Source organism: Enterobacter sp. SA197 (assembly GCF_054131575.1).
Map to the genome: position 1 here is coordinate 3,781,413 of NZ_CP096393.1, position 22,325 is coordinate 3,803,737.

A 22,325-nucleotide genomic window follows, 5' to 3' on the forward strand; every position below is an offset into this window, starting at 1 on the left:
CGCATAACAGAAATTTGCAGCAGTATAACATGAAGACATTATTGATGTATGTGATGCAACGGTTGGAGCCAACGTCACGTAACGCTATACTGCTTTTCTTTCTCCTTGGGTCTAACTGTCGACGCTACTATGCCCGTTTTCGCCTTACTCGCTCTTGCTGGTTACTCCGTAAGCCTTGCGCTGATCATTCCCGGTTTGCTTCAGAAAAACAGCGGCTGGCGGCGTATGGCAATGCTTTCGGCGGTCATTGCCCTGATGTGCCACGGCTTTGCGCTCAAAGAACGCCTCTTCCCGGATGACGGTGGTCAGAACCTGAGCCTGCTCAATGTGGGGTCGCTGGTCAGCCTGATGATCTGTACGGTGATGACCATTGTGGCGTCCAAGAATCGTGGCTGGTTACTGCTGCCAATCGTTTATACTTTTGCCCTGATCAACCTCGCCTTTGCGATTTTTGTCCCCAATGAATACATCACCCATCTCGAAGCCAGCCCAGGGATGATGGTGCATATCGGCCTGTCCCTGTTTGCTTACGCAACGTTAATCATTGCCGCAATGTATGCGTTGCAGCTCGCCTGGATCGACTATCAGCTGAAAAACAAGCGTCTGGCATTCAGCAGCGAAATGCCTCCGTTGATGAGCATTGAGCGCAAAATGTTTCACATTACCCAGGTCGGCGTCGTGCTCCTGACGCTGACGCTGTGTACCGGTCTGTTCTATCTGAAAAATCTATTCAGCATGGAAAATATCGATAAGGCCGTGTTGTCTATCATCGCCTGGTTTATCTATATCGTTCTGCTGTGGGGCCACTATCATGAAGGGTGGCGCGGTCGCCGTGTCGTCTGGTTCAACGTCGCAGGCGCGGGCATTCTCACGCTGGCCTATTTTGGCAGTCGCGTAGTGCAACACCTTGTGAGCTAATCAAGAAGGAATTTCCTCTGGAACACATATCCACCACGACGCTGATCGTCACCCTGATCATCATGGTGGTGATCTCGGCCTACTTCTCCGGTTCCGAAACCGGCATGATGACCATCAACCGTTACCGCCTGCGCCACCTGGCAAAGCAGGGACACCGCAGCGCGCGTCGGGTTGAGAAGTTACTGCGCAAGCCTGATCGCCTGATTAGCCTCGTGTTAATTGGCAATAACCTGGTCAATATTCTCGCCTCGGCGCTGGGTACCATAGTTGGCATGCGCCTGTACGGTAACGCCGGGGTGGCGATTGCCACCGGTGTGCTGACCTTTGTGGTTCTGGTGTTTGCCGAGGTTTTGCCGAAAACCATCGCGGCGCTCTATCCTGAAAAAGTGGCCTTCCCCAGCAGCGTACTACTCGTCCCTTTACAAATCCTCATGATGCCGCTGGTCTGGCTGTTGAACAGTGTGACCCGGATATTGATGCGCATGGTCGGCATTAAAGCTGATGTCGTTATCAGTAGTGCGCTCAGTAAAGACGAGCTGCGTACTATCGTGAACGAATCGCGCTCGCAGATTTCCCGCCGTAACCAGGACATGCTGCTGTCGATTCTCGATCTGGAAAAGGTCAGCGTGAATGACATCATGGTGCCCCGCAGTGAAATCCTCGGGATCGACATTAACGACGACTGGAAGTCGATTGTTCGCCAGCTTACCCACTCTCCTCATGGCCGCATTGTGCTTTATCGTGGCTCGCTGGATGACACCATCAGTATGCTGCGTGTCCGCGAAGCCTACCGTCTGATGACGGAGAAAAAGGAGTTCACTAAAGAGGTTATGCTGCGTGCGGCAGATGAGATTTACTACGTGCCAGAAGGGACACCCCTCAGCGTACAACTGGTAAAATTCCAGCGTAATAAAAAGAAAGTTGGCCTGGTGGTCGACGAATACGGGGATGTTCAGGGGCTGATTACGGTTGAGGATATTCTGGAAGAGATAGTCGGTGATTTTACCACCTCTATGTCCCCTTCTCTTGCCGAAGAGGTGACACCGCAAAACGACGGTTCCGTGATCATTGACGGTAGCGCCAACGTGCGCGAACTGAACAAAGCCTTTAACTGGATATTGCCGGAAGCTGAAGCCAGGACAATCAACGGAATGTTACTGGAAGCCCTCGAAGAGATACCGGCAGCCGGAACGCGAGTGCGCATTGAGCAGTATGATATTGATATCCTTGATGTACAGGACAATATGATTAAGCAGGTGCGGGTGATTCCGGTCAAACCAATTCGTGACAGCGTGACGGACCGGTAGGCGGGAAGAATAAGGGCCGGGGAAGCGTAAACGTCACCGGCCCTGAGAAGACGCTTAGGCCTTAGCTTTGGCGACGGTCACCATCGCAGCACGAATAGTGCGGCCGTTCAGCGTAAAGCCTTTTTGCATAACACCCAGCACGTTTCCTGCAGCAACGTCCTCAGATTCCACCATCGCAATGGCCTGATGTACGTTCGGATCCAGCGGAACGTTGGTTTCTGCAATGACTTCCACACCGAATTTTTTTACAACATCCAGCATGGATTTCAGCGTCAACTCAATGCCTTCGACCATCGAGGCCATGTCGGCATTGTCTTTGTCCGCCACTTCCAGCGCACGCTCAAGACTGTCGATAACCGGCAGCAGCTCGTTGACAAACTTCTCCAGCGCGAATTTATGCGCTTTCTCAACGTCAAGCTCAGTACGACGACGCAGGTTTTCCATTTCGGCTTTAATACGCAGAACACCATCGCGTTCGCGATTCTGCGCTTCAACCAGTTGCGCTTCGAGGTCGGCAATCTTCTCATCGCGCGGATCCACCTGCTCAGCAGAAGCGTCTGATTCAACTGCCTCAACTTCCTCATGCTGTTCCATGATAATTTCTTCCGGGGCTTGCCCGTCAGGCGTTTTCTGTTCTTTACTACTCATGAATTTCTCCGCGTTTTTTTCGCATTCATCTCGCTAACTTCGCTTATTATGGGGATCTGTTTCCGGGTTTCAAGGGAACGCGGCACATTGTCATCATTCATTTGGCACAAGGACCACCAGAAAATGGCTCAACATTTCAAGTGTATTGGTATTGTCGGTCACCCGCGCCATCCAACGGCACTGACCACACATGAAATGCTCTATCGATGGCTCTGTGCAAAAGGGTATGAGGTCATTGTGGAACAGCAGATTGCGCAGGAGTTGAAGCTTACCTCCGTGCGCACCGGAACGCTGGCGGAGATTGGTCAACAGGCCGATCTTGCTGTGGTTGTCGGTGGCGATGGAAATATGTTGGGGGCAGCACGCACGCTGGCTCGTTATGACATCAAAGTGATCGGTATCAACCGCGGTAACCTGGGTTTTTTGACCGACCTTGATCCGGATAATGCGCAGCAACAACTGGCCGATGTCCTTGAAGGGCATTATCTTGCCGAGCAACGTTTTCTGCTGGAAGTCCAGGTCTGCCAACAGGATTGCCAGAAGCGCATCAGTACAGCCATTAATGAAGTTGTGCTCCACCCAGGAAAAGTGGCGCATATGATTGAATTTGAAGTTTATATCGACGAAATCTTCGCCTTTTCTCAACGTTCAGATGGCCTGATTATCTCAACCCCTACCGGCTCGACAGCCTATTCTCTCTCTGCGGGCGGTCCTATTCTCACCCCCTCACTGGACGCCATTACCCTGGTGCCGATGTTCCCGCATACCCTGACGGCACGCCCGCTGGTTATCAACAGCAGCAGCACCATTCGTTTACGCTTCTCGCACCGGCGCAGCGACCTTGAGGTGAGTTGCGACAGTCAGATTGCGTTACCTATCCAGGAAGGGGAAGATGTGCTGATCCGCCGCTGCGATTACCATCTCAATCTCATACACCCTAAAGACTACAGTTATTTCAACACATTAAGCTCTAAGCTGGGTTGGTCAAAAAAATTATTCTGAAACCGGGTACAGGGCTTTACTGTATATAAAACCAGTCATATACTGTATTTAAATACAGTTATGGTTTTTCATACAGGAAAGCAACCATGTTGGCACAACTGACCATTAGCAACTTTGCGATTGTTCGTGAGCTTGAGATCGATTTCCAGAGCGGAATGACCGCTATTACTGGTGAAACCGGCGCAGGTAAATCCATCGCTATCGACGCGCTTGGCCTCTGCCTGGGTGGTCGTGCTGAAGCCGACATGGTGCGTGCGGGTGCCGCCCGCGCCGACCTCTGTGCTCGCTTTGCATTAAAAGATACCCCCGCAGCCCAACGCTGGCTGGAAGCTAATCAGCTTGAAGACGGACGTGAGTGTTTACTTCGTCGCGTGATCAGCAGTGACGGCCGCTCACGCGGCTTTATTAACGGCACTGCGGTTCCTCTCTCTCAACTTCGCGAACTGGGTCAGCTGTTGATTCAGATTCACGGGCAGCATGCGCACCAGTTACTGGTGAAAGCAGAACATCAGAAGGCCCTGCTGGATGGTTACGCCGGTGAGTATGCGCTTACGCAACAAATGACCAGCCACTACCGACTCTGGCATCAGAGCTGCCGTGAGCTGGCGCAGCACCAGCAGTTAAGTCAGGAGCGTGCCGCGCGCGCAGAGCTGCTGCAATATCAGCTTAAAGAACTTAACGAATTTAACCCCCAGGCGGGTGAATTTGAACAGATCGATGAGGAGTATAAGCGCCTTGCGAATAGCGGGCAGTTACTCAGCACCAGCCAGCATGCACTTAACCTGCTGGCAGATGGCGAAGAGGCTAATCTGCAAAGCCAGCTTTATACTGCCCGTCAGTTGGTGAGCGAACTGACCGTCATGGATGCGGGTCTCTCTGATGTGCTTACCATGCTGGAAGAAGCGGCCATTCAACTTAGCGAAGCCAGTGATGAATTGCGTCACTACTGCGATCGTCTGGACCTCGACCCGAACCGTCTGTATGAACTCGAACAACGTCTTTCAAAGCAGATTTCGCTGGCACGTAAACATCATGTCAGCCCGGAAGCGCTGCCGCAGTTCCACCAGTCCCTGCTGGATGAGCAGCAACAGCTCGACGATCAGGCTGATTCCCAGGAGACGCTGAAGCTCGCCGTGGATAAACATCACCAGCAGGCACTGGAGAGTGCTCGCCTGCTCCATACACAGCGCAAAACCTATGCCGAAGAACTGGGCCAGCTGATTACCGAAAGTATGCATATGCTTTCCATGCCGCACGGCGTCTTCGTGATTGATGTTAGCTTTGATGAACACGCTTTGACTGCCGAAGGCGCAGACCGCATTGAGTTTCGGGTCACGACCAACCCCGGTCAGCCGTTGCAGGCCATCTCGAAAGTGGCTTCAGGTGGCGAACTGTCCCGTATTGCACTGGCGATTCAGGTTATTACTGCACGAAAAATGGAAACGCCAGCGCTGATTTTCGATGAAGTTGACGTGGGGATCAGTGGGCCAACCGCAGCCGTGGTGGGTAAGCTGCTCCGCCAGCTTGGAGAGTCAACCCAGGTCATGTGCGTCACCCACCTGCCGCAGGTGGCAGGCTGTGGTCATCACCACTTCGTTGTCAGCAAAGAAACCGATGGCGCCATGACGGAAACCCATATGCAGCCGCTGGATAAACGCGCTCGCCTTCAGGAGCTGGCTCGTCTGCTGGGCGGTAGTGAGGTCACGCGAAATACGCTGGCAAATGCGAAAGAGCTGCTTGCTGCCTAAACTTTTTGGCACAAACAGGGTCAGAGTTCAGGATAATTTCGCCGCAGGACCAGGTAGCAAAGGTTTCAAACTGGCTAAAGGTCTATTATTATCGGCACATTACAAATGAGCTACGTACTGTTCGGGCCCGAAAAGGAATCAAATCATTATGCGTTGTAAAATGCTGACTGCTGCCGCAGCGGTTCTACTGATGTTGACCGCAGGCTGCTCCACTCTGGAGCGAGTGGTATACCGCCCTGATATCAATCAGGGAAACTACCTGACCCCGAATGACGTTTCTAAAATTCGCGTCGGGATGACGCAACAGCAGGTTGCTTACGCACTGGGCACGCCGATGATGACCGACCCGTTCGGCAGCAATACCTGGTTCTATGTTTTCCGCCAGCAACCTGGCCATGAAAATGCCACCCAACAGACGCTGACCCTGACCTTTAACAGCAGCAGCGTGCTAACAAACATTGATAACAAACCTGCACTGACAAAAGAGTAATCTCAGAACATCGAATGGCGCCCCCGGGCGCCATTTTCATTTCAGGGAGAGAATTAATGTCCGTACCGCAGAGCAGGGCCGCGTTGCTGGAGGCGATGGAAAAATCCGCCGCTGCGTTACGTAAGAAACTCGACCGCATTCCAGCGCAGGTTGCCTTCACCCCTTGTCTGGAAGGGCACGCAGCAGGCACAACAATAAGTCCCGCCTCTCTGGTCAGCTACCTCATTGGCTGGGGCGAGCAGGTGCTTTACTGGCATCATCAGGAAGCCTCAGGCAGTGAGATTGATTTTCCGGCGACAGGATTTAAATGGAATGAGCTGGGCAAACTGGCGCAAAAATATTATGCCGATTATGCCCATATTCAAGCGTGGGCGGCGCTGCTCGCCAGGCTTGAAGAGACTCAGCGGCAGTTGCGCCATCTGGTAGAGGCCTTTAGTGATGAAGCGCTTTACCATCAGCCCTGGTACGGGAAGTGGACGCGAGGACGAATGATTCAGTTCAACAGCGTCTCACCCTGTAAAAATGCCAGTGCGCGGCTGAACCCACTGCTTAAAAAATTAGCCTCGTCCCCCCCGGACTATTTCTTAGCCGACTGCTCCGCGCGCTGACGGCGCAGCTCTTTCGGGTCCGCAATCAGCGGGCGGTAGATCTCAACGCGGTCGCCATCGCCTACCCTGTCATGCAGTTTGGCCGGGCGACTGTAAATCCCGACCTTGTTTTTGGTTAAATCGATATCCGCACGCAGCTCCAGCAGGCCTGAGGCCACAATCGCCTGCTCAATAGTCGCCCCCTCCTCCAGGGTTACCCGTTGCAGATACTGCTTTTCAGGTAACGCGTATGCGACTTCAACAACGATTTTACCCGGCACTGTAGACCTCTTTGGCACGGTGAGTAAATGCCTGCACCATGTTAGCGGCCAGCTCTTTAAATATGCTGCCAAACGCCAGTTCGATAAGTTTGTTGGTAAATTCGAAATCCAGGCTGAACTCAATACGGCAGGCATCCGCACTGAGCGGAACAAACTTCCAGCCACCCATTAATTTTTTGAACGGTCCATCAACCAGATGCATCAGAATGGTCTGGTTAGCCGTAAGGGTATTCCGGGTGGTAAAGGTTTTACTGATCCCCGCTTTCGAGACATCCACCGCCGCCGTCATTTGCGTCGGGCCGGATTCCAGTACCCGACTGCCCGTACAGCCAGGGAGAAACTCCGGATAGGATTTCACATCATTGACCAGTTGGTACATTTGCTCCGCGCTGTAAGGCACCAGCGCAGTCCGGCTAATCTGTGGCATAACATTTCCTGCGATCACACAATCCTTAAATAATAACATTTCCCATAGATGAAAGGAAAACGCTATGCCGGAACTCGTGCTAAGATGACACGTTGAACCTCACAGGATGCAATGAGGTCTTTTTTTGGATATCAGATTACAAATGGCTTCACGACACTTATGACGAAGAAAAAAGTACACAAACCCGGTTCCGCTACCATCGCGATGAATAAACGCGCCCGCCATGAATATTTCATTGAAGAAGAGTTTGAAGCAGGACTCTCTTTACAGGGCTGGGAAGTGAAATCCCTGCGCGCAGGTAAAGCAAACATTGGCGACAGTTATGTGATCCTGAAAGACGGGGAAGCGTACCTGTTTGGCGCCAACTTCACCCCGCTGGCCGTGGCTTCAAGTCACTATGTCTGCGACCCGACCCGTACCCGCAAGCTGCTACTTAACCAACGCGAGCTCGACTCCCTTTACGGTCGTATTAACCGCGAAGGCTATACCATTCTTGCTCTCTCGCTGTACTGGAAGAATGCCTGGTGCAAAGTCAAAATCGGCGTGGCGAAAGGTAAGAAACAGCATGACAAGCGCTCCGACCTTAAAGAGCGTGAATGGCAACTGGATAAAGCCCGCATCATGAAAAACGCGGGCCGTTAAACCCGGCGTCAACCGGACGCTTAACGCAAGCGTCCGGGCCTATTCCCCTTTTCCGGCAACTACCGTTCTCGCAGCGCCTCGTTGACCTTGTTCAGCGGTTTAATCAAATAATCGAGCACCGATTTCTGTCCGGTTTTGATCTCTACGTTCGCGACCATCCCCGGTAAAATCGGGAAGCGCTTCCCGCTTTTATTCTCCAGCTCCGCGCTTTTAGTCCGTACATAGACGCGATAGTAAAACTGATCGCGCCGGACCTCATCCTGCAACGTATCCGGTGACACAATCTCTACGGTACCTTTGAGATCGCCATAGATCGACGAGTCATAGGCCGTCACTTTAACGGTGGCCGGCAGCCCTGGTCTGATATAGGCAATATCTCGCGGGTTGATCCTTGTCTCCACCAGCAGTTGATCTTCCAGCGGCACGATCTCCATCAGCTTGCCACCCGGTTGTAACACACCCCCGACGGTCGTCACCTGAATATCTTTGACAATCCCGCGTACGGGCGAGGAGAGGGTTGCCCTGTCAACCTGGTCGGCCTTACCGGCAAGCACCTGCAACTGAGCATCCAGATCGGCATTATTTTTCACCTGTTCTTCGCGCGCACGCACCGCATACTGGTTACGCGCTTCGTCGATTTTGCCCTTCAGTTCCGAGGCCTGACGCTGTAGACGAATGACTTCAACATCGCTGGCCGCCCCTCTCGCCACCAGCGGTTGAGTCATTTTAAGCTCAGCGTTCACCAGCTTCAGCGCCTGCTGGAGGTTCGCCACCGTCTCATCCAGGTTACGCCTGCGGGATTCATATAGCTGACGCTCGCGGGCCACCAGATCGGGTTCGCGTAGTGATTCAGCGCTGAAACGCAAAGGCTCACCGGTCAGCTCTGAGCGCAGACGCTCACTCGACGCACGCAGGGTTCGCGCACGGGCGGCGGCTTCACCGTAATTGGACTGAAAGCGGGTAGGATCGAGGCGGGCCAGCATCTGCCCACGCTCAACAATATCGCCCTCTTTCACCATCAGCGCACTGACGATCCCACCGTCCAGGCTCTCAATCACCTGCGCATGCGTTGAAGGGGTAATTTTTCCCGTCCCGACCGTCACCTCATCAAGGATGGCCCAGGCCGCCCAGGCCACAAACAGCACCATCGCAATCAGCGTCAGCCAGATAACCGATGAGTAAAATCGCCCCTGGCGCGCCAGGTCTTCCTGCATAGTCAGTTGACTCATCCGCGGCTCCTCAGGCGACCGACGCCACGTTGCTGTTACGCGCTGCCTGTTGCAGCAGCGAATCCCGTGGCCCGTCCGCCACCACCTTGCCGTTTTCCATTACCACGATACGATCCACCAGATTCAGCAGTGCCGGGCGATGGGTGACCAGCACCAGCGTGCGTCCAGTGAGCCACTGCTGAAGCTGGCGAATCACCCAGCTTTCCAGTTGCTCATCCATCGAGGCCGTCGGTTCATCCAGCAGAACAATTTGCGGATTGCGCACAATCAGGCGGCTCAGCAACACCATCTGGCGCTGACCACCGGAGAGCCCGCGCCCCCCTTCATTGATAAGACGATCGAGGCTGGCCGCATCCTGTTGGATCATGCCAATCGCCCCGCTGATTCGTAACGCCTGAATCAGCTCAGCTTCAGTGGCATGCGGATGGCCCAGCATCAGGTTCTGGCGCAACGTGCCAAAAAATAGCCTTGAATCCTGAGACAAATAGCCCACCTGGCGGCGGACATCGACGGGATCGATATGCGCCATGTCGACGCCATCAATAATAATTTTCCCCTTACTGGCCTGCGCCTGCCCGGAGAGTAATTTCAGCAAGGTGGATTTGCCCGCGCCGGTTTTACCCAGAATAGCCACACGCTCACCCGGTTTAATTTCCAGTTCACCGAGTTGCAGTGCCTGGTCACCTTTTTCCACATCGTAGCTGTACTGCACCTGCTGCACCTGGTAGTGGCCTGCCAGCACCGGGCAGTGGGCCATTTTTTTATCGGCTTCTTTATCCAGGGGCTTTTTCAGCAAATCGTTCAGCCCCGTCATGGCCATTTTGGCATGCTGCCAGCGCGAGAAGACCATGGTGAGCTGCATCAGTGGTGCAATGGTACGTGACGAGAGCAGGCTACAGGCCACCAGCGTACCGGTGGTAATAGCGCCATCCAGCACCAGAAAAGTGCCATAGACCAACATGCCAGCGTAAGTAATTTGCTGCACGGTCGAGGCCCAGCCGCTCAGGCGGGCGCCCCAGACGCGCTGTTTCATGCCAATGTTCGCCCCCACCGAATGGGTATGCTCCCACTGGCGCTGGAAATAGGGTTCCGCCTGCAGAGCTTTAATGTCCTCCACCCCTTCAATGGACTCCACCAGTACCGCATTACGGATCGCACTCTCACGCATCCCCTCTTTGGCGAGCTTCGCCATCGGCCATTGCACCAGCAGCCCTGGAATCACGATCAGTGGAATCGCTATTAAGGGGATAATGACCAGCGGCCCGCCCACCAGCGCCATAATGGCAAGAAACAGCAACACGAAGGGAATGTCCATCGCCGCCCCCACCGTGGTGGAGGTCAGTAATTCACGTACCTGATCGATTTCACGTAGTTGGGAGATAAAGGATCCGGTGGATTTAGGCCGCGCATCATTTTTAATGGCCAGCGCACGGGCGAAGAACAACGACGACACTTTCAGATCGATGTGCTTACCCATAATGTCCGAAACATGGGTACGGGCCAGACGGATGAAAAACTCAAACGCCGCCGCCAGCAGCACACCAAAAAAGAGTACCCACAAGGTGGGGAAAGATTGCGCAGGGATAACGCGGTCATAGACCTGCATGGAGAAGAGGATCCCGCCCAGCGCCAGCACGTTACTGGTGACTGACGCCAGCGCAATCTCCGAGAGCTTACGTCCGGTATGGCGAAAATGACGCCAGAACCAGTGTGCTTCCCAGGGTCGCGTAAAATCGTCCACCCGTGAATCCCGTCCACGCGCCGCAATGCCCAGCATCACGGCTTCCGGTTTCACGCGGGTAAGGAGCGTCTCCAGCGGCTCTTCCCGCACCAGGTCACCGCCGTTGCTGAGCCAGTAACTGGCAAGCCCGTCGGCATCCAGCGCTTCAATCAACAACAGCTCACCCGTCTCAAGCTGTAAGATGACGGGCAGATTATGGGCGCTCCAGCGCAGCTTCTCCACCGGGAGCAAACGAACCTGAAGCCCCATCAATCCGCTGAGTCGTTCCAGGCGGCCGCTTAAAGGAAGCGTTTCAAACCAACGCATTTGCTGACGAACAGCGGGGGCATCCGCAGGCAGGCCAAAGCGCCCCGCCGCACGGACCATCACGTTAATCCAGCTTTCGGTATCCGGCTCTTGCATGACATCTCCTGCGCGGTAAGCGCTTAAAGCGTGGGCAGGTCATCGCCCACGGTACGACTGCGCTCAATGCCCAGCATATCGAGTAAATTGTCGGCGGCCCCCGCATAGCGGACGGCGGCGTCCCAGGCGTCGTAGCGGGCGACAATCGCCGAACTTTCAGCCTGGAAAACATCTTGTTCAATACTGAGAAGATCGTTGAGGCTGCGCTTACTCAGACGGTACTCGTCCCGGTAGACACCCCGGGCGCGGTTGGCGCTACGCATTTGCGCTTCCCCCGCCTCCTGGCGTTGCTGTGCGCCGGTCAAATCGGCCCAGGCCGTTGCCGCACGCTGGTTAATGTCCAGTTTGCTGGCTTCCACCGCCGCCTGGGTGCTGGCGCGATCGCCTTCTGCCGCATCTACCCGCGCACTCACCGCCCCCCCCTGGTAAATCGGCGCATCGACCACCAGTTGCACCTGATCGTCCCAGTAACTACTGTTCTCGTTTTCATAGCGTGTTCTGCCCGCCTGAACGGAGACCGTCGGCCAGTGCTGTGCCTGTGCCTGTCGGATACGCTCTTGTGCCGCCAGCTGCTTAGCCTGCGCGCTACGGACCGCGTAGTTCTGCTCATAAGGGAGGGACTGGAGGGTGATCTTCTGCTGCATCAGTGAATCAGGCAGATCGGGAAGTGAATCAGACACCACGCCGGTGAGCACACTGAGCGCCGCCTGCGCGGTGCGCATCTGGGCTTCATAGGTAGCAAGCGTGGCATTCAACCCGGCAATACGTGACTGGGCCTGAAGCCCGTCAGACTGCGAACTTAAGCCAGCGCCGGCACGCAAGTCAGCCATCTCCTGCACGCCCTGAAGCGACACAATATTATTGCGCGCCGCCTGGGCCAGTGCCTGATAGCGTTTAACCTGCAGATAAGATTGCAGAGTCTGCATGCCCACTTCATTCAGAGTGTGGTAGAGATCGTACCGGTACGCATCGGACAAATTATGCTGCTCATCGATACTGCCGCCGGTTTTGCCAAAATCATATAACAACTGCTTTAAGGTCACGCCCCCGGAGCCGTTATTATTCAGCGAACCGGCAGAGTCTGTACGGTGCGATCGCCCGACATTCCCCTGCAGAGAAACCTGAGGAAACCAGGCGCTTTGCGCCTCTTCCAGATTGGCCTTCCCGACGCGGATTTGTGCTGATGCCTGCGCAATTTTGGGGTTTCTGGCGAAGGCACGCAGGATCGCCTCTTTGATGGTCAGTTGCGCCTGAAGCTGTTCGCTCGGCGCCGCCTGCCAACGGTACTGCGGTTGTGTTTCTCCATAGACGGGGAGCGCGCTTATCCCCGGCACCACCAATAGCAACAAACTCATGACCTTCTTTTTCATGTTCCACCTTTGGGTTGCCCGTGGTGATATTTTGCTGTTCAGGCCTCGTCCCTGAGGCCACTGCCTTTTTACACCATATTGACGTGCAGGCCGTGCTGAATCAGGACATCGCCGAGGGTATTGGTCTGCGAGCTGTTGTGATAAACGTCGAACTGCACGCCATCCACATCTCGCTGACCGCTGACCGCCCAGACATCGTTACTACCGTGTTTGAGATTCACCTGGTCACCCGTCGTCCCCTTGATGACCAGATCGTCTTCAGGTTTATCCGTCATCGTTAAGGCTTCGTGAACATCCAGCGTCACGCTATTGGTCCCGGACTTACCGAGATCGATAATTTCGATATGCTGTACCTTCGTCGAGGCCTCAATCAGATTGAGGATGATGTTTGCGCCATCCAGTACCAGGGTATCGGTTCCCGCGCCACCGTCGATCAGCGCAAAGCCCAGCGTTGAAAGATGGATGGTGTCATTACCCGTATTCCCCAGAACACTGTCACCACTCAGTTGCGTGCCGTCAGCGTAATCAATGGTGACGCCGCCGATCGTGTACTCTTCCGTTGTGGTGGTACTTTCACTGCTGGTTGTTGTGGTCGTAGCTGCCGCCGTGGTGCTGGCCGCGTGCACCGTTGAGGTCTCAGCACTGTCCGTTGAGGCATGCGAATCCGACGATTCCACCGCACTGGCCGCCAGGAGAGAGAAACTGGCTGCCTCAGCAGACAAGGTGGAAACCGGTGGGTTGGTGTTCGCATTGCCGCCACCTAAGCCCACGTTCAGATATGTCATGTTGCCTGCTGTATCCGATGCCGAGAGATGCACTACCGTCGAGAGCGACAGAATTTTCAGCAGATCAACGCCCAGTAAAACCTGCGTTGACCAACTGCCATCCGCTGCCGTTTTGGCGGTTGCGGTCACGGTGTTCAACAAGTTGAGATAAACAGTCGATCCTGCTTCAAGATTAGCCGAAGTCCCGGAAAGCGTGAGCAATTTTGGTGAAAGTAACGAGCCGACCAGACTTAATAGCCCCGTCAGACTGAGCGGCGTCAGCGCCAGCGTCGGCTGAGTGAACTTAACGCCAATATCCGTTTCGGTCGCCGTGGTATTTCCGACACGATCGGTGACTGCAACACCAATCTTCGCCGAACCGCTGGTCAGGCTTTGCAGAATGTTGGTGCTCACCGCCGTTGACCATGTTCCATCAGCAGCGACGGTCGCGTTAAGCTGGACGCCACCCACCGTGACGACCACCTTCGCCCCGCTCGCCACCCCGTTGATTTTGCCGGTGATAAGCTGACCGGATGCCGCTTCAGCAATGTTGAGCAGTCCATCACCAAACAGCGGGTTCAGGGTCACGGTTGGCAGCGCATGGGAGATAACATCCAGGATGCCGCTGGTCGTTGCGACGTTTCCGGCGGCATTCGTCACCGAAACGCTGACGGCCGGCTGGCCATCCGCTAACTGGCCGAGATCGGCTTTCGGCACCGTCACACTCCAGCTTCCGTCCGCGGCAACGGTCGCGTTGTAGCTTTTTGCACCCAGCGATACGGTCAACAGCGATCCCACGGCATTCAGGCTGACACCCGAGATCTTCTGGTCGACGCTCAGATCCGCGACGCTCAAACCGCCATCACCAAACAGCGAGGTGATTGCCACAGTTGGCGCCGCCTGAATTGCCACACTGGCAGACTGGCTGGTGGAGGCAACGTTGCCGGCTACGTCTCTTGCCGTAGCGCTGACCTGCAAAATGTTGGTTCCGTCCTGCAAGCCTTGCAGCGAAAGGGCAGGTATCGGCAATTGCCAGGCTCCGTTTGCCCCCACCGTGGCGGTCAGGGTAAGCGGCCCGACTTTGACATCAATCAGCGTACCCACCGCCAGATTGGTACTGGTCCCCGACAGTATCGGGTTAGTCAGCAGATCGGACAGGTCAAGGATCCCGTTACCAAACAGCGTCCCCAGACCAATGGTCGGCACCGCCTGAACGATGGTATTCACCACCTGACTACCGGTCACCACGTTACCCACGGCATCCGTCACACTGGCGGTCACCTTCAGCGAACCGTCCGCAATAGAGGCCAGCGCCCCGGCTGAAAGCTGGAGTGACCAGGTACCATTGTTGATGGTCGCCTGATACGGCGTCGTTCCAACGGTCACGTTGACCGTGCCGCTGGTCAGGCCCGTCACCGTCCCGGAGATGGTTTGCGCAAGCCCGGTTTCCGCTTTGTTCAGCCAGCCATCATTACCGAACAGGGAGGTGACGGCGACCGTCGGCAGGTTGCTCAACCCAATACTCACGTTCGCGCTGGCGGCCGTGGTCGAAGTATTACCGTCCGGGGTGGTGATTTTCACCTGCGGGGTGAAGGTCCCATCCGCCAGGCCGGCAAGTCCCGAAGGTGTCAGATTAATGGTGAAGGTGCCGTTTGCCGCCACAAGGCCGGTAAACACTTTCGCGCCGATCTGTACTTCGACGGTAGACCCCAGCGGGGCGTTGTTCACCACGCCCGTAATGGTCTGATTAACCAGAGAATCGGCCACGCTCAGTAAGCCATCGCCAAAGGCCACTACATTACTGACAACGGGCGCCAGCAGATCAAGTTTGATCTGCCCGGTCTGCGACGCCGGGTTACCATACTGGTCAGTGGCCGTCACGGTCACCGCAAGGTTTCCATTGCCCAGAGCCTGCAACGCACCGGTAATGGCGCTTAAATCCAGTGACCACTTCCCGGTTCCGTCAACATTGGTGGTGAAGGCCTGAATATTCCCTATCTGTACGGTCAGCGTGCGTCCGGCAAGCCCCGTGGTGGTGCCGCCAATCAGGGCATTCGCCAGCTCAGGAATGCTCAGCGTACCATCGGTAAAGAGCGGGCTTAAGGTAATGCTTGGCAGAACGTTACTGGCCACGGTAATACTGGCATTGCTATTGACCACGTTGCCATATTTGTCCGTGACGGCAATGCCCACCGAGGCCTGACCATCCGGCAGAGTACTGAGAATAGATGACGGTAAGGTCGCGACCCAGCGTCCCGTGCCATCCCCCAGCGACGTGACGGCGGCAGTCACCGCACGGCCACCGAAGTTGACCACCACGCTTGTGATATCGGCCAGATTACTGACCGTCCCGGAAATGACCTGATCGACCGTGCTCTCTGCCCGGTTAATCACGTTGTCTACCGCGGCCAGCACATTGCCTACCACCGGCAGATCGCTCAGTGCCAGGTTGAAATCGATGGTTTCATACCTGGTATTCCCGTTGGCATCGACCACCTTCACTTCCGCAGTCAGGGTCTGATTGATCAGCCCCTGCCAGATGGACGGCGGTAACTGGAAGGAATAGGAGCCATCTGCCCCCACCAGCAGATCGTTAATCGTCAGGTTCGCGCCAGCGATATTCAGCGAAACTTTCGCGCCGCGATAATCCCCGTTCACCCGCCCGGTCAGCGTTTGAGTGACCAGTGACTCCGCAACGTTCAGGATGCCATCGTTAAAGACCTGATCGATCAGGACACCCAGCCCTTTGTTGAGGGCAACGTTGAGGGAGACCTTGTTGGTCGAGACGTTACCGGCGCTATCCGTGGAGGTGACACTGACCACCTGGGCGCCATCGGTGAGGCTGTTCAGGTTGAGCTCCGGGAAGCGATAATTCCAGTTCCCGTTCTGATCGACCGTAGTAGTCCAGCTTAGCGGTCCCAGGGTGATGGTAACCGAGTTACCCGCTTCCCCCTGCCCTTGCACCAACAAGCCGCCCACCGCATTGACCGTTGTGAGTACGGCCGGGACGCTGAGCGTATCTACCGTCAGCAGCGGTGAGGCTGTATCAATGGTGAACGTCTGTTGTTGCGTCGTCGCGTTACCTGCCGCGTCGCTGATGGTGGCGTTAATGGTGTAAGAGGCGCCGTTCAGTGCTGCCATATCGGCCTGCGGCACCTGAACCGCCCAGCTTCCGCCGGTAACCAGCCCATAGTAGGTTTTGCCGTTCAGCGTCACCGTCACCAGGCTACCGTTTTGATCCGAGGTACCGGTAATGGTCTGCGCAATGGCTTTCTCATCACCGTTAATCACGTTATCGCCCGTGAACTGCGCCAGGGTCAGCGCCGGTGGAATACGATCAACGGTAAAGGTCTGTGAGGCCACTGGCGTCGCAGGCTGGCTGACGCTCGCCGCCGTGATGGTGTATGTCCCATCAGGAATTGCGCTCTGCGCAAGTCCGTAATTCCAGGTTCCATCCGGGCCAACCGTAACCGTGGTCAGGACCGTGCTTGTGCCGCCCTCAGGCGTTAACGACAAAGTAATCAGTTGCCCGGCCAGATTGGCACTGGCACGCCCGCTGACCGGAACCTCACCGTTAACAATTTCCGTTGCGTTCACCAGGTTGTTACCGGTGACCTGATCAAGAATGACTGCATAAGTCGGGGGCGTCAGGTTGATAGTCAACGGGGTAACGTTTGTGGCGCTACCGGTATTATTGGCTTTATCGATCCCCTGCACGGATATGGCACCCGCCTGCAGCGTTGCCATATCCGCGGGCGAAAGCTGCAATGACCAACTGCCGTTGGCCTGCACCGTCGCGTCCCGCACCAGCGGTCCGTTAGAAGACGGGAAGGTCACCCGAACAATATCGCCGGTTTGCAGATTGGTGGATGTGCCTCCGATGGTCTGCGAGGTCTCGCTTTCCAGATAGGTCAGTTGTCCGTCTCCGGCAAACTGGGTCGTTACGGTAACCGTCGGTTGCGTCAGAATAATATTGACTGGCGTGGTGGTGGTGTTGCTGTTGAGCGCCCCATCCGTCACCGTGACGGCGAGGGTCTGCTGCCCACGTTCGGGGATCTGCGCCCATTCGGCAGCGGTCAAATCCAGCGTCCACGTATTACCGATCACATTCGCTGCGAAAGTCTGGCTGCCAATTTTCACATTCACCGTCGCCCCGGTCGGGTATGACGAGTTAAAGGTCCCGCTCAGTGAGGTGAGACTTTGTGATTCAGCAAGGTTCACATAACCATCGGCAAAGACCGGAGTGGTGATGGCCACGGTCGGTGGGGTAAAGGCCAGAGTAAAGTCTTCAGTGTGGGTACCGGTGTTACCGTACTGATCTTCAGCGGTAATGATGATCGCATGAGGTACCGCAGGATCCAGCGACTGCAACGAACCCGCAGGCAGATTCACCGTCCAGGTGCCGTTTGCGACGCTGGCGGTATAAATGATGCCGCCCACGTCAATCTGTACGGTCACATACTCATTACCGACAACACCCGTTCCCGTCGAGCCCGTCAGCGTTAACGGACCCGCGGCTTCGGTGAGGTTGAGGATGTTATCGGTGAAGAGGTTGGTCGCCGTCGGTTCTGGCAGGTCGGTGTGGATGCCTACGGTCGTCGTTAAGGTTGGACTCTCGTTACCCGCGCGATCCGTAATGGTGACCGTCAGGTCTGGGGTGGCCCCCTCAGCGAGTCCCGTGAAGGCGGCCTGCGGGATGGTCACCGACCACTCCCCGGTGCTCTGCACAGTTTGGGTATAAGGTACGCCGTTAAAGACCACGGTCACCGTCTGCCCTGCCGTTGCCACGCCCGTGTTGCCGGTTATCACCTGGTCGGTTGCCGCTTCGGCGTTATTCAGGGCACCATCCACAAACGGTGTGTTAAAGGTCGCCACCGGCAGACTATGAATCTGCACTTCAAAATTGCTCTGCCCGGTAATCTGGTTGCCCGCTTTATCAATCACCGTCACGTTGACCGTCGTCGTACCATCCGGCAGGGCGGCCAGCGCAGCAGGTGAGAGCGGTAATTGCCAGGTACCATCAACGGGATTAATGACCGCCTGTACCGCCGTACCGTTATTCAGGGTCACCATCACTCTGTCGATGTTAGCCACCGGCGTGTTCAGCGCCCCCGTGAGGGTTTGCGTGACGCCCGACTCTGCCACATTCAGGAAGCCATCGGTAAACGGTGTGGCAAGCGCCGGCGCCGTCAACGGATCGGTCAGCACGGTTATCGTGTTCGCCGGGGATGAGGTGGCGGTGTTACCCGCACGGTCACCCACGGTCACCGTCATGGAGTGGGTTCCATCAGTCAGCCCCTGGAGTAAGGCGGTATCCAGCACTACCGACCAGTTCCCGTTCACATCCACGGTGCCGAACACATCCTGGTTACCGTCAAAGGTGATTTTCACCGTTTGCCCGGCGCCTGGCTGACCGGTGGAGCCTGTCAGTTGGGCAGTGGCACCCGCTTCCGCCTGGCCGATAAAATTGTCGCCAAAAAGAATCCCCGGTAAGGTTGCCGTAGGTTGAGCCAGTACTACATCCAGAACCGACGTGGCGGTAGCCGGGTTGTTCCATTCATCTGCTGCGCTGACGGTCACCGCCAGTTGCCCACTGGTTGTGAGCTGGTTAGGGGGAATCCCCACCGTCCAGATGCCGTCGGCCACACTGCCGGTGAAGGTTTGTGTGCCGATGGTCAGAGTGACAACCGTGCCATTCGCAAGCCCAGTTGCGTTACCGCCAATGAGGGTGGTATCGCCCGCTTCCGCGAGGCTCACGATGTTGTCGTTGTACATCGCATTCAGCGTCAGGGTTGGTACGGCGGCAGGATCGGTGTGGACATCAACATTGATGATTTGCTCGCTGCGGTTTCCCTGGGCATCCGTTGAGTGGAAGACCAGCGTGCCCGGCCCTTGATCCAGAGCTTGCAGCTCTGCAGCCGGGATCGTCATGCTCCAGGTCCCGTTATTGCCTACGGACGTGGCAATGGTTTTTCCATTAATGTCCAGGATAACCGTTTGACCTGCGAGACCCGTCCCGGTAACCGTTCTGTCGATGCTGGCCTCAGCAATGTTAATAATCTCATCAGCAAGGATCGTGCCTGCAACAATCACCGTCAGCCCCGGCCCGGTCGTATCCACCGAGACATTGTGGGAAGCATTGGCGCTATTCTGTGCAGCATCCTGCGCCGTTGCGGTTATCGCGTAGGCGGGATTAACAAGGGTCGAATCAGAGAGTGCCTGCACATCGGCCTGCGGCACCGTCACTTTCCAGTTGCCACTGCCATCAACGGTCGCCGTATAGGTTTTGGCATTGAAGGTCAGGGTAATGACTGTACCGGCCGCCAGTCGGGTTGACGTACCGGTGATATCCAGCGCCGCGTTATGCTCCTGCGCGTTAATCACGTCATCCTGCGCGACAGTATTAATCGTCAGGGTCGGCTGTGACGCCGCATGGGTGACAAAATTCACGCTCTGGCTGCTGGTTGCTACGTTGCCGGCGAGATCGGTCACGCTAACCGAAATGACCTGGGCGCCATCCGGTACGGCGGCGACTTCATTCTGCGGAATACTCACCGACCAGACACCGTTCAGAACGGTAGCCGTGTAGTTTTGCCCGTTCAGTGTGATGGTCACAGTCTGGTTGTTTTCAACAAGGATCGCCGTGCCGCTTATCGTCAATGCGCTCAGGGATTCCTGCGTATTCACGTAGTTATCACTGGAGACGGTGTTAACCGTTATCTGTGGCGCACCCGCAGGAGAAGCATCCAGTATGAAGCTGGTATTGATGGTATTGCTGTTGCCCGCCGCATCCGTAATTGAAGCCTGAACAGCGACCGGTCCATCCGGCACACCGGCGAGCGCCCCCGCTGGCAGCGTGATACTCCAGGTACCATTGGGTTGCAGAGTTGCATCATAATTCTGACCATTAACCAGTACCTTGACCGTTTGAGCATGCAGCGGATCGTAGGTCCCGGTGCCGGAAATACTCAATGCTCCTGCCGCTTCTACCGTGTTAACGATGTTGTCACTGGTGACGGCGTTCATACCCAGATTGGGTGTCTGAGTATCTATTGATAGCGGGGTGGTTACCGTGTTCTGGTTGCCCGCCGCATCGGTCACGGTGACCGTTATGGTGTGATTACCCTGCGTAAGCGCGCCAAGCTGTGTGGAAGTGACAGGCGCACTCCAGTTACCGTTCGCGTCCACCGTGGCGGTAATGGGTGTGCCGGAATCGAGCGTGACGGTGACCGTCTGACCGCTGCCTTTACTGCCAGTAACACCGCTTAATACGCCACCTGCCGCCGCTTCAGCGGCGTTCACTATTCCATCCGTAAACGGCGTGTTTACTACCGGCTGCGGCAACTGGTGAGTAATGATAGTGAACGACCGCTCCCCGGAAACGGGCAGATTATCAACATCGCGAGCCGAGACGGTCAGCGTCGCGGTACCATCCGCAATCGCCGCTGCGTCAGCCTGCGATATCGTCAACTGCCAGTTGCCGCTGCTGTTAATCTGGGTGGTGTACTGTTTGCCATTCAGGGTGACGGTGACGGTCGCCCCTTCTGCGAGACGTGCGGAGATACCACTGATGGTCAGGCCATCCTGAATATCCGCTGCGCTGATTTTGTCATCAGACTCGACCGGACTGATTGCAATCGCGCTGGCGTTGGTATTGACGCTAAAATTGACGTTCTGGGTTGGCGACGCATTACCCGCGGTGTCCGTCACCGTAACAGACACCGGATAGTTGCCGTTCGTCAGCCCTGCCAGATCGCTTGCGCTGACCGGAACCGACCAGCTACCGTCAGCCGCCACCACCCCCGTTAATGTTTGGCCGTTAATAGTGACGCTGACTTGCGCCCCCGGATCGGCTGGAACAGTTCTACCGGTCAGGTTAAAGCCACTGTTTAACTCGGCGATATCCAGTTGATTGTCACGAGTGACAGGGTCCACGACCAGGTTAGGCGCGGTGGTATCGAGCGTCAGGGTATGAGAAACCGTAGTGGTATTGCCTGCATTATCCGTCGCCGTCACGGTGATGGCGCTCGCTCCGTTTGGCAACGCAGCCAGGGCAGTTCCCGGTATCGCTGCCTGCCATACCCCCGCATTCAGCGTGGCAGGATAATCCGTGCCATTGATGCGAACAATGACACTACTCGCATCGGTTGAGGCGTTAACACTTATCGTCTGCCCTGCCTGTACCTCGGCACCATTCAGTACGTCAGTACCGTTGATGGGCTGCACCGTGACGGTCGGCGGCACCTTATCTACGGTAAAGCTTACGTTGCCTGAAGACGGGTTACCTGCCACATCCCTGACCTCAACGCTGAGGGTACCCGGACCGGATGCCAGAGTGCTCAGCGCACCGGATGGGAGAGTGACAGACCAGATGCCATTAGTATTCACCACACCGATGTACTGTTGACCATTCAGCGTGGCAACCACCGTCTGCCCAGGCCCATTGACACCGGTTGTTCCGGTTAGCGTCTGGTTCTGGGTCGATTCCACCTGATTGACGATGCCATCGCCGAAGGGTTGATTAATCACTACCTGCGGCAGCGTGTTAATGATGACCGTAAAATCATGGCTGTCAGTGACGGTGCCGTTGACGGTGACGGATGAAGCAGTAATGGTGTTGAGACCATCAGAAAGCTGACCGAGATCGGCGGCAGGGATCGTGGTTTGCCATGCGCCGCCAGGCCCGACCGTGGCGGTATAGGTCTCACTGCCGAGGGTGACCGTAATGATTGCGCCTTCCGGCAACCCGGCACTGTTTCCGCGTACCAC

At 55.9% G+C, this 22,325-nt stretch carries 14 protein-coding genes; 7 read left to right on the top strand and 7 right to left on the bottom strand.

Annotated elements, in window-relative coordinates:
- Positions 1-129 precede the first annotated feature (129 nt).
- Positions 130-918 (top strand): cytochrome C assembly family protein, encoded by a 789-nt coding sequence (locus M1D91_RS17805; protein ID WP_437433201.1) that lies wholly within the window; start codon positions 130-132, stop codon positions 916-918.
- Between the two features lie 17 nt (positions 919-935).
- On the top strand, positions 936-2,225 hold the full coding sequence (locus M1D91_RS17810) for an HlyC/CorC family transporter (protein ID WP_437433252.1): 1,290 nt from the start codon (positions 936-938) through the stop codon (positions 2,223-2,225).
- A gap of 54 nt (positions 2,226-2,279) precedes the next feature.
- On the opposite strand, the gene grpE is transcribed toward M1D91_RS17810, so the two are convergent.
- The gene (gene grpE, locus M1D91_RS17815; protein WP_437433202.1) at positions 2,280-2,873 is read right to left on the bottom strand and encodes a nucleotide exchange factor GrpE; all 594 of its coding nucleotides are present in this window, start codon (positions 2,871-2,873) and stop codon (positions 2,280-2,282) included.
- Positions 2,874-2,996: 123 nt separating this feature from the next.
- Here grpE and nadK point away from each other — a divergent pair, with 123 nt between their 5' ends.
- The 4 genes from nadK (at position 2,997) to M1D91_RS17835 (ending at position 6,721) form a co-directional block, all read left to right on the top strand.
- Entirely contained in the window at positions 2,997-3,875 is an 879-nt protein-coding gene (gene nadK, locus M1D91_RS17820) for an NAD(+) kinase (RefSeq protein ID WP_437433203.1), read from the top strand.
- An 86-nt stretch (positions 3,876-3,961) separates the two neighbouring features.
- Complete coding sequence (gene recN, locus M1D91_RS17825; RefSeq protein WP_437433204.1) at positions 3,962-5,623, top strand: DNA repair protein RecN; 1,662 nt, start codon at positions 3,962-3,964, stop codon at positions 5,621-5,623.
- 148 nt (positions 5,624-5,771) lie between these two features.
- On the top strand, positions 5,772-6,113 hold the full coding sequence (gene bamE / locus M1D91_RS17830) for an outer membrane protein assembly factor BamE (protein WP_437433205.1): 342 nt from the start codon (positions 5,772-5,774) through the stop codon (positions 6,111-6,113).
- Between the two features lie 56 nt (positions 6,114-6,169).
- Positions 6,170-6,721 (top strand): ClbS/DfsB family four-helix bundle protein, encoded by a 552-nt coding sequence (locus M1D91_RS17835; protein WP_437433206.1) that lies wholly within the window; start codon positions 6,170-6,172, stop codon positions 6,719-6,721.
- On the opposite strand, the gene M1D91_RS17840 is transcribed toward M1D91_RS17835, so the two are convergent.
- On the bottom strand, positions 6,691-6,981 hold the full coding sequence (locus M1D91_RS17840; RefSeq protein WP_437433207.1) for an RnfH family protein: 291 nt from the start codon (positions 6,979-6,981) through the stop codon (positions 6,691-6,693). The two genes, M1D91_RS17835 and M1D91_RS17840, sit on opposite strands and share 31 nt — an antisense overlap.
- Complete coding sequence (locus M1D91_RS17845) at positions 6,971-7,408, bottom strand: type II toxin-antitoxin system RatA family toxin (RefSeq protein ID WP_437433208.1); 438 nt, start codon at positions 7,406-7,408, stop codon at positions 6,971-6,973. The genes M1D91_RS17840 and M1D91_RS17845 overlap by 11 nt, the downstream gene beginning before the upstream one ends.
- Before the next feature lie 159 nt (positions 7,409-7,567).
- On the opposite strand from M1D91_RS17845, the gene smpB reads away from it, so the two are divergent.
- Positions 7,568-8,050, top strand: a complete 483-nt coding sequence (gene smpB / locus M1D91_RS17850) for an SsrA-binding protein SmpB (protein WP_437433209.1) — start codon at positions 7,568-7,570, stop codon at positions 8,048-8,050.
- 59 nt (positions 8,051-8,109) lie between these two features.
- Here smpB and M1D91_RS17855 read toward each other — a convergent pair whose 3' ends face one another.
- From M1D91_RS17855 to M1D91_RS17870, 4 genes are all read right to left on the bottom strand, one after another.
- Positions 8,110-9,279: an HlyD family efflux transporter periplasmic adaptor subunit gene (locus M1D91_RS17855; protein ID WP_437433210.1), complete on the bottom strand. Its 1,170-nt coding sequence runs from the start codon at positions 9,277-9,279 to the stop codon at positions 8,110-8,112.
- A gap of 10 nt (positions 9,280-9,289) precedes the next feature.
- Positions 9,290-11,422 carry a type I secretion system permease/ATPase gene (locus M1D91_RS17860; protein ID WP_437433211.1) on the bottom strand — a complete coding sequence of 711 codons (2,133 nt, stop codon included), beginning with the start codon at positions 11,420-11,422 and terminating at the stop codon, positions 9,290-9,292.
- Positions 11,423-11,445: 23 nt separating this feature from the next.
- Positions 11,446-12,792 carry a TolC family outer membrane protein gene (locus M1D91_RS17865; protein WP_437433212.1) on the bottom strand — a complete coding sequence of 449 codons (1,347 nt, stop codon included), beginning with the start codon at positions 12,790-12,792 and terminating at the stop codon, positions 11,446-11,448.
- Positions 12,793-12,860: 68 nt separating this feature from the next.
- Positions 12,861-22,325, bottom strand: coding sequence for a beta strand repeat-containing protein (locus M1D91_RS17870; RefSeq protein WP_437433213.1), 9,465 nt, complete (start codon positions 22,323-22,325; stop codon positions 12,861-12,863).

Coding starts and splice junctions, on each gene's coding strand:
- bamE (WP_437433205.1), top strand. CDS start 5,772: ATGCGTTGTAAAATGCTGACTGCTGCCGCAGCGGTTCTACTGATGTTG.
- M1D91_RS17835 (WP_437433206.1), top strand. CDS start 6,170: ATGTCCGTACCGCAGAGCAGGGCCGCGTTGCTGGAGGCGATGGAAAAA.
- grpE (WP_437433202.1), bottom strand. CDS start 2,873: ATGAGTAGTAAAGAACAGAAAACGCCTGACGGGCAAGCCCCGGAAGAA.
- nadK (WP_437433203.1), top strand. CDS start 2,997: ATGGCTCAACATTTCAAGTGTATTGGTATTGTCGGTCACCCGCGCCAT.
- M1D91_RS17805 (WP_437433201.1), top strand. CDS start 130: ATGCCCGTTTTCGCCTTACTCGCTCTTGCTGGTTACTCCGTAAGCCTT.
- recN (WP_437433204.1), top strand. CDS start 3,962: ATGTTGGCACAACTGACCATTAGCAACTTTGCGATTGTTCGTGAGCTT.
- smpB (WP_437433209.1), top strand. CDS start 7,568: ATGACGAAGAAAAAAGTACACAAACCCGGTTCCGCTACCATCGCGATG.
- M1D91_RS17865 (WP_437433212.1), bottom strand. CDS start 12,792: ATGAAAAAGAAGGTCATGAGTTTGTTGCTATTGGTGGTGCCGGGGATA.
- M1D91_RS17860 (WP_437433211.1), bottom strand. CDS start 11,422: ATGCAAGAGCCGGATACCGAAAGCTGGATTAACGTGATGGTCCGTGCG.
- M1D91_RS17855 (WP_437433210.1), bottom strand. CDS start 9,279: ATGAGTCAACTGACTATGCAGGAAGACCTGGCGCGCCAGGGGCGATTT.
- M1D91_RS17845 (WP_437433208.1), bottom strand. CDS start 7,408: ATGCCACAGATTAGCCGGACTGCGCTGGTGCCTTACAGCGCGGAGCAA.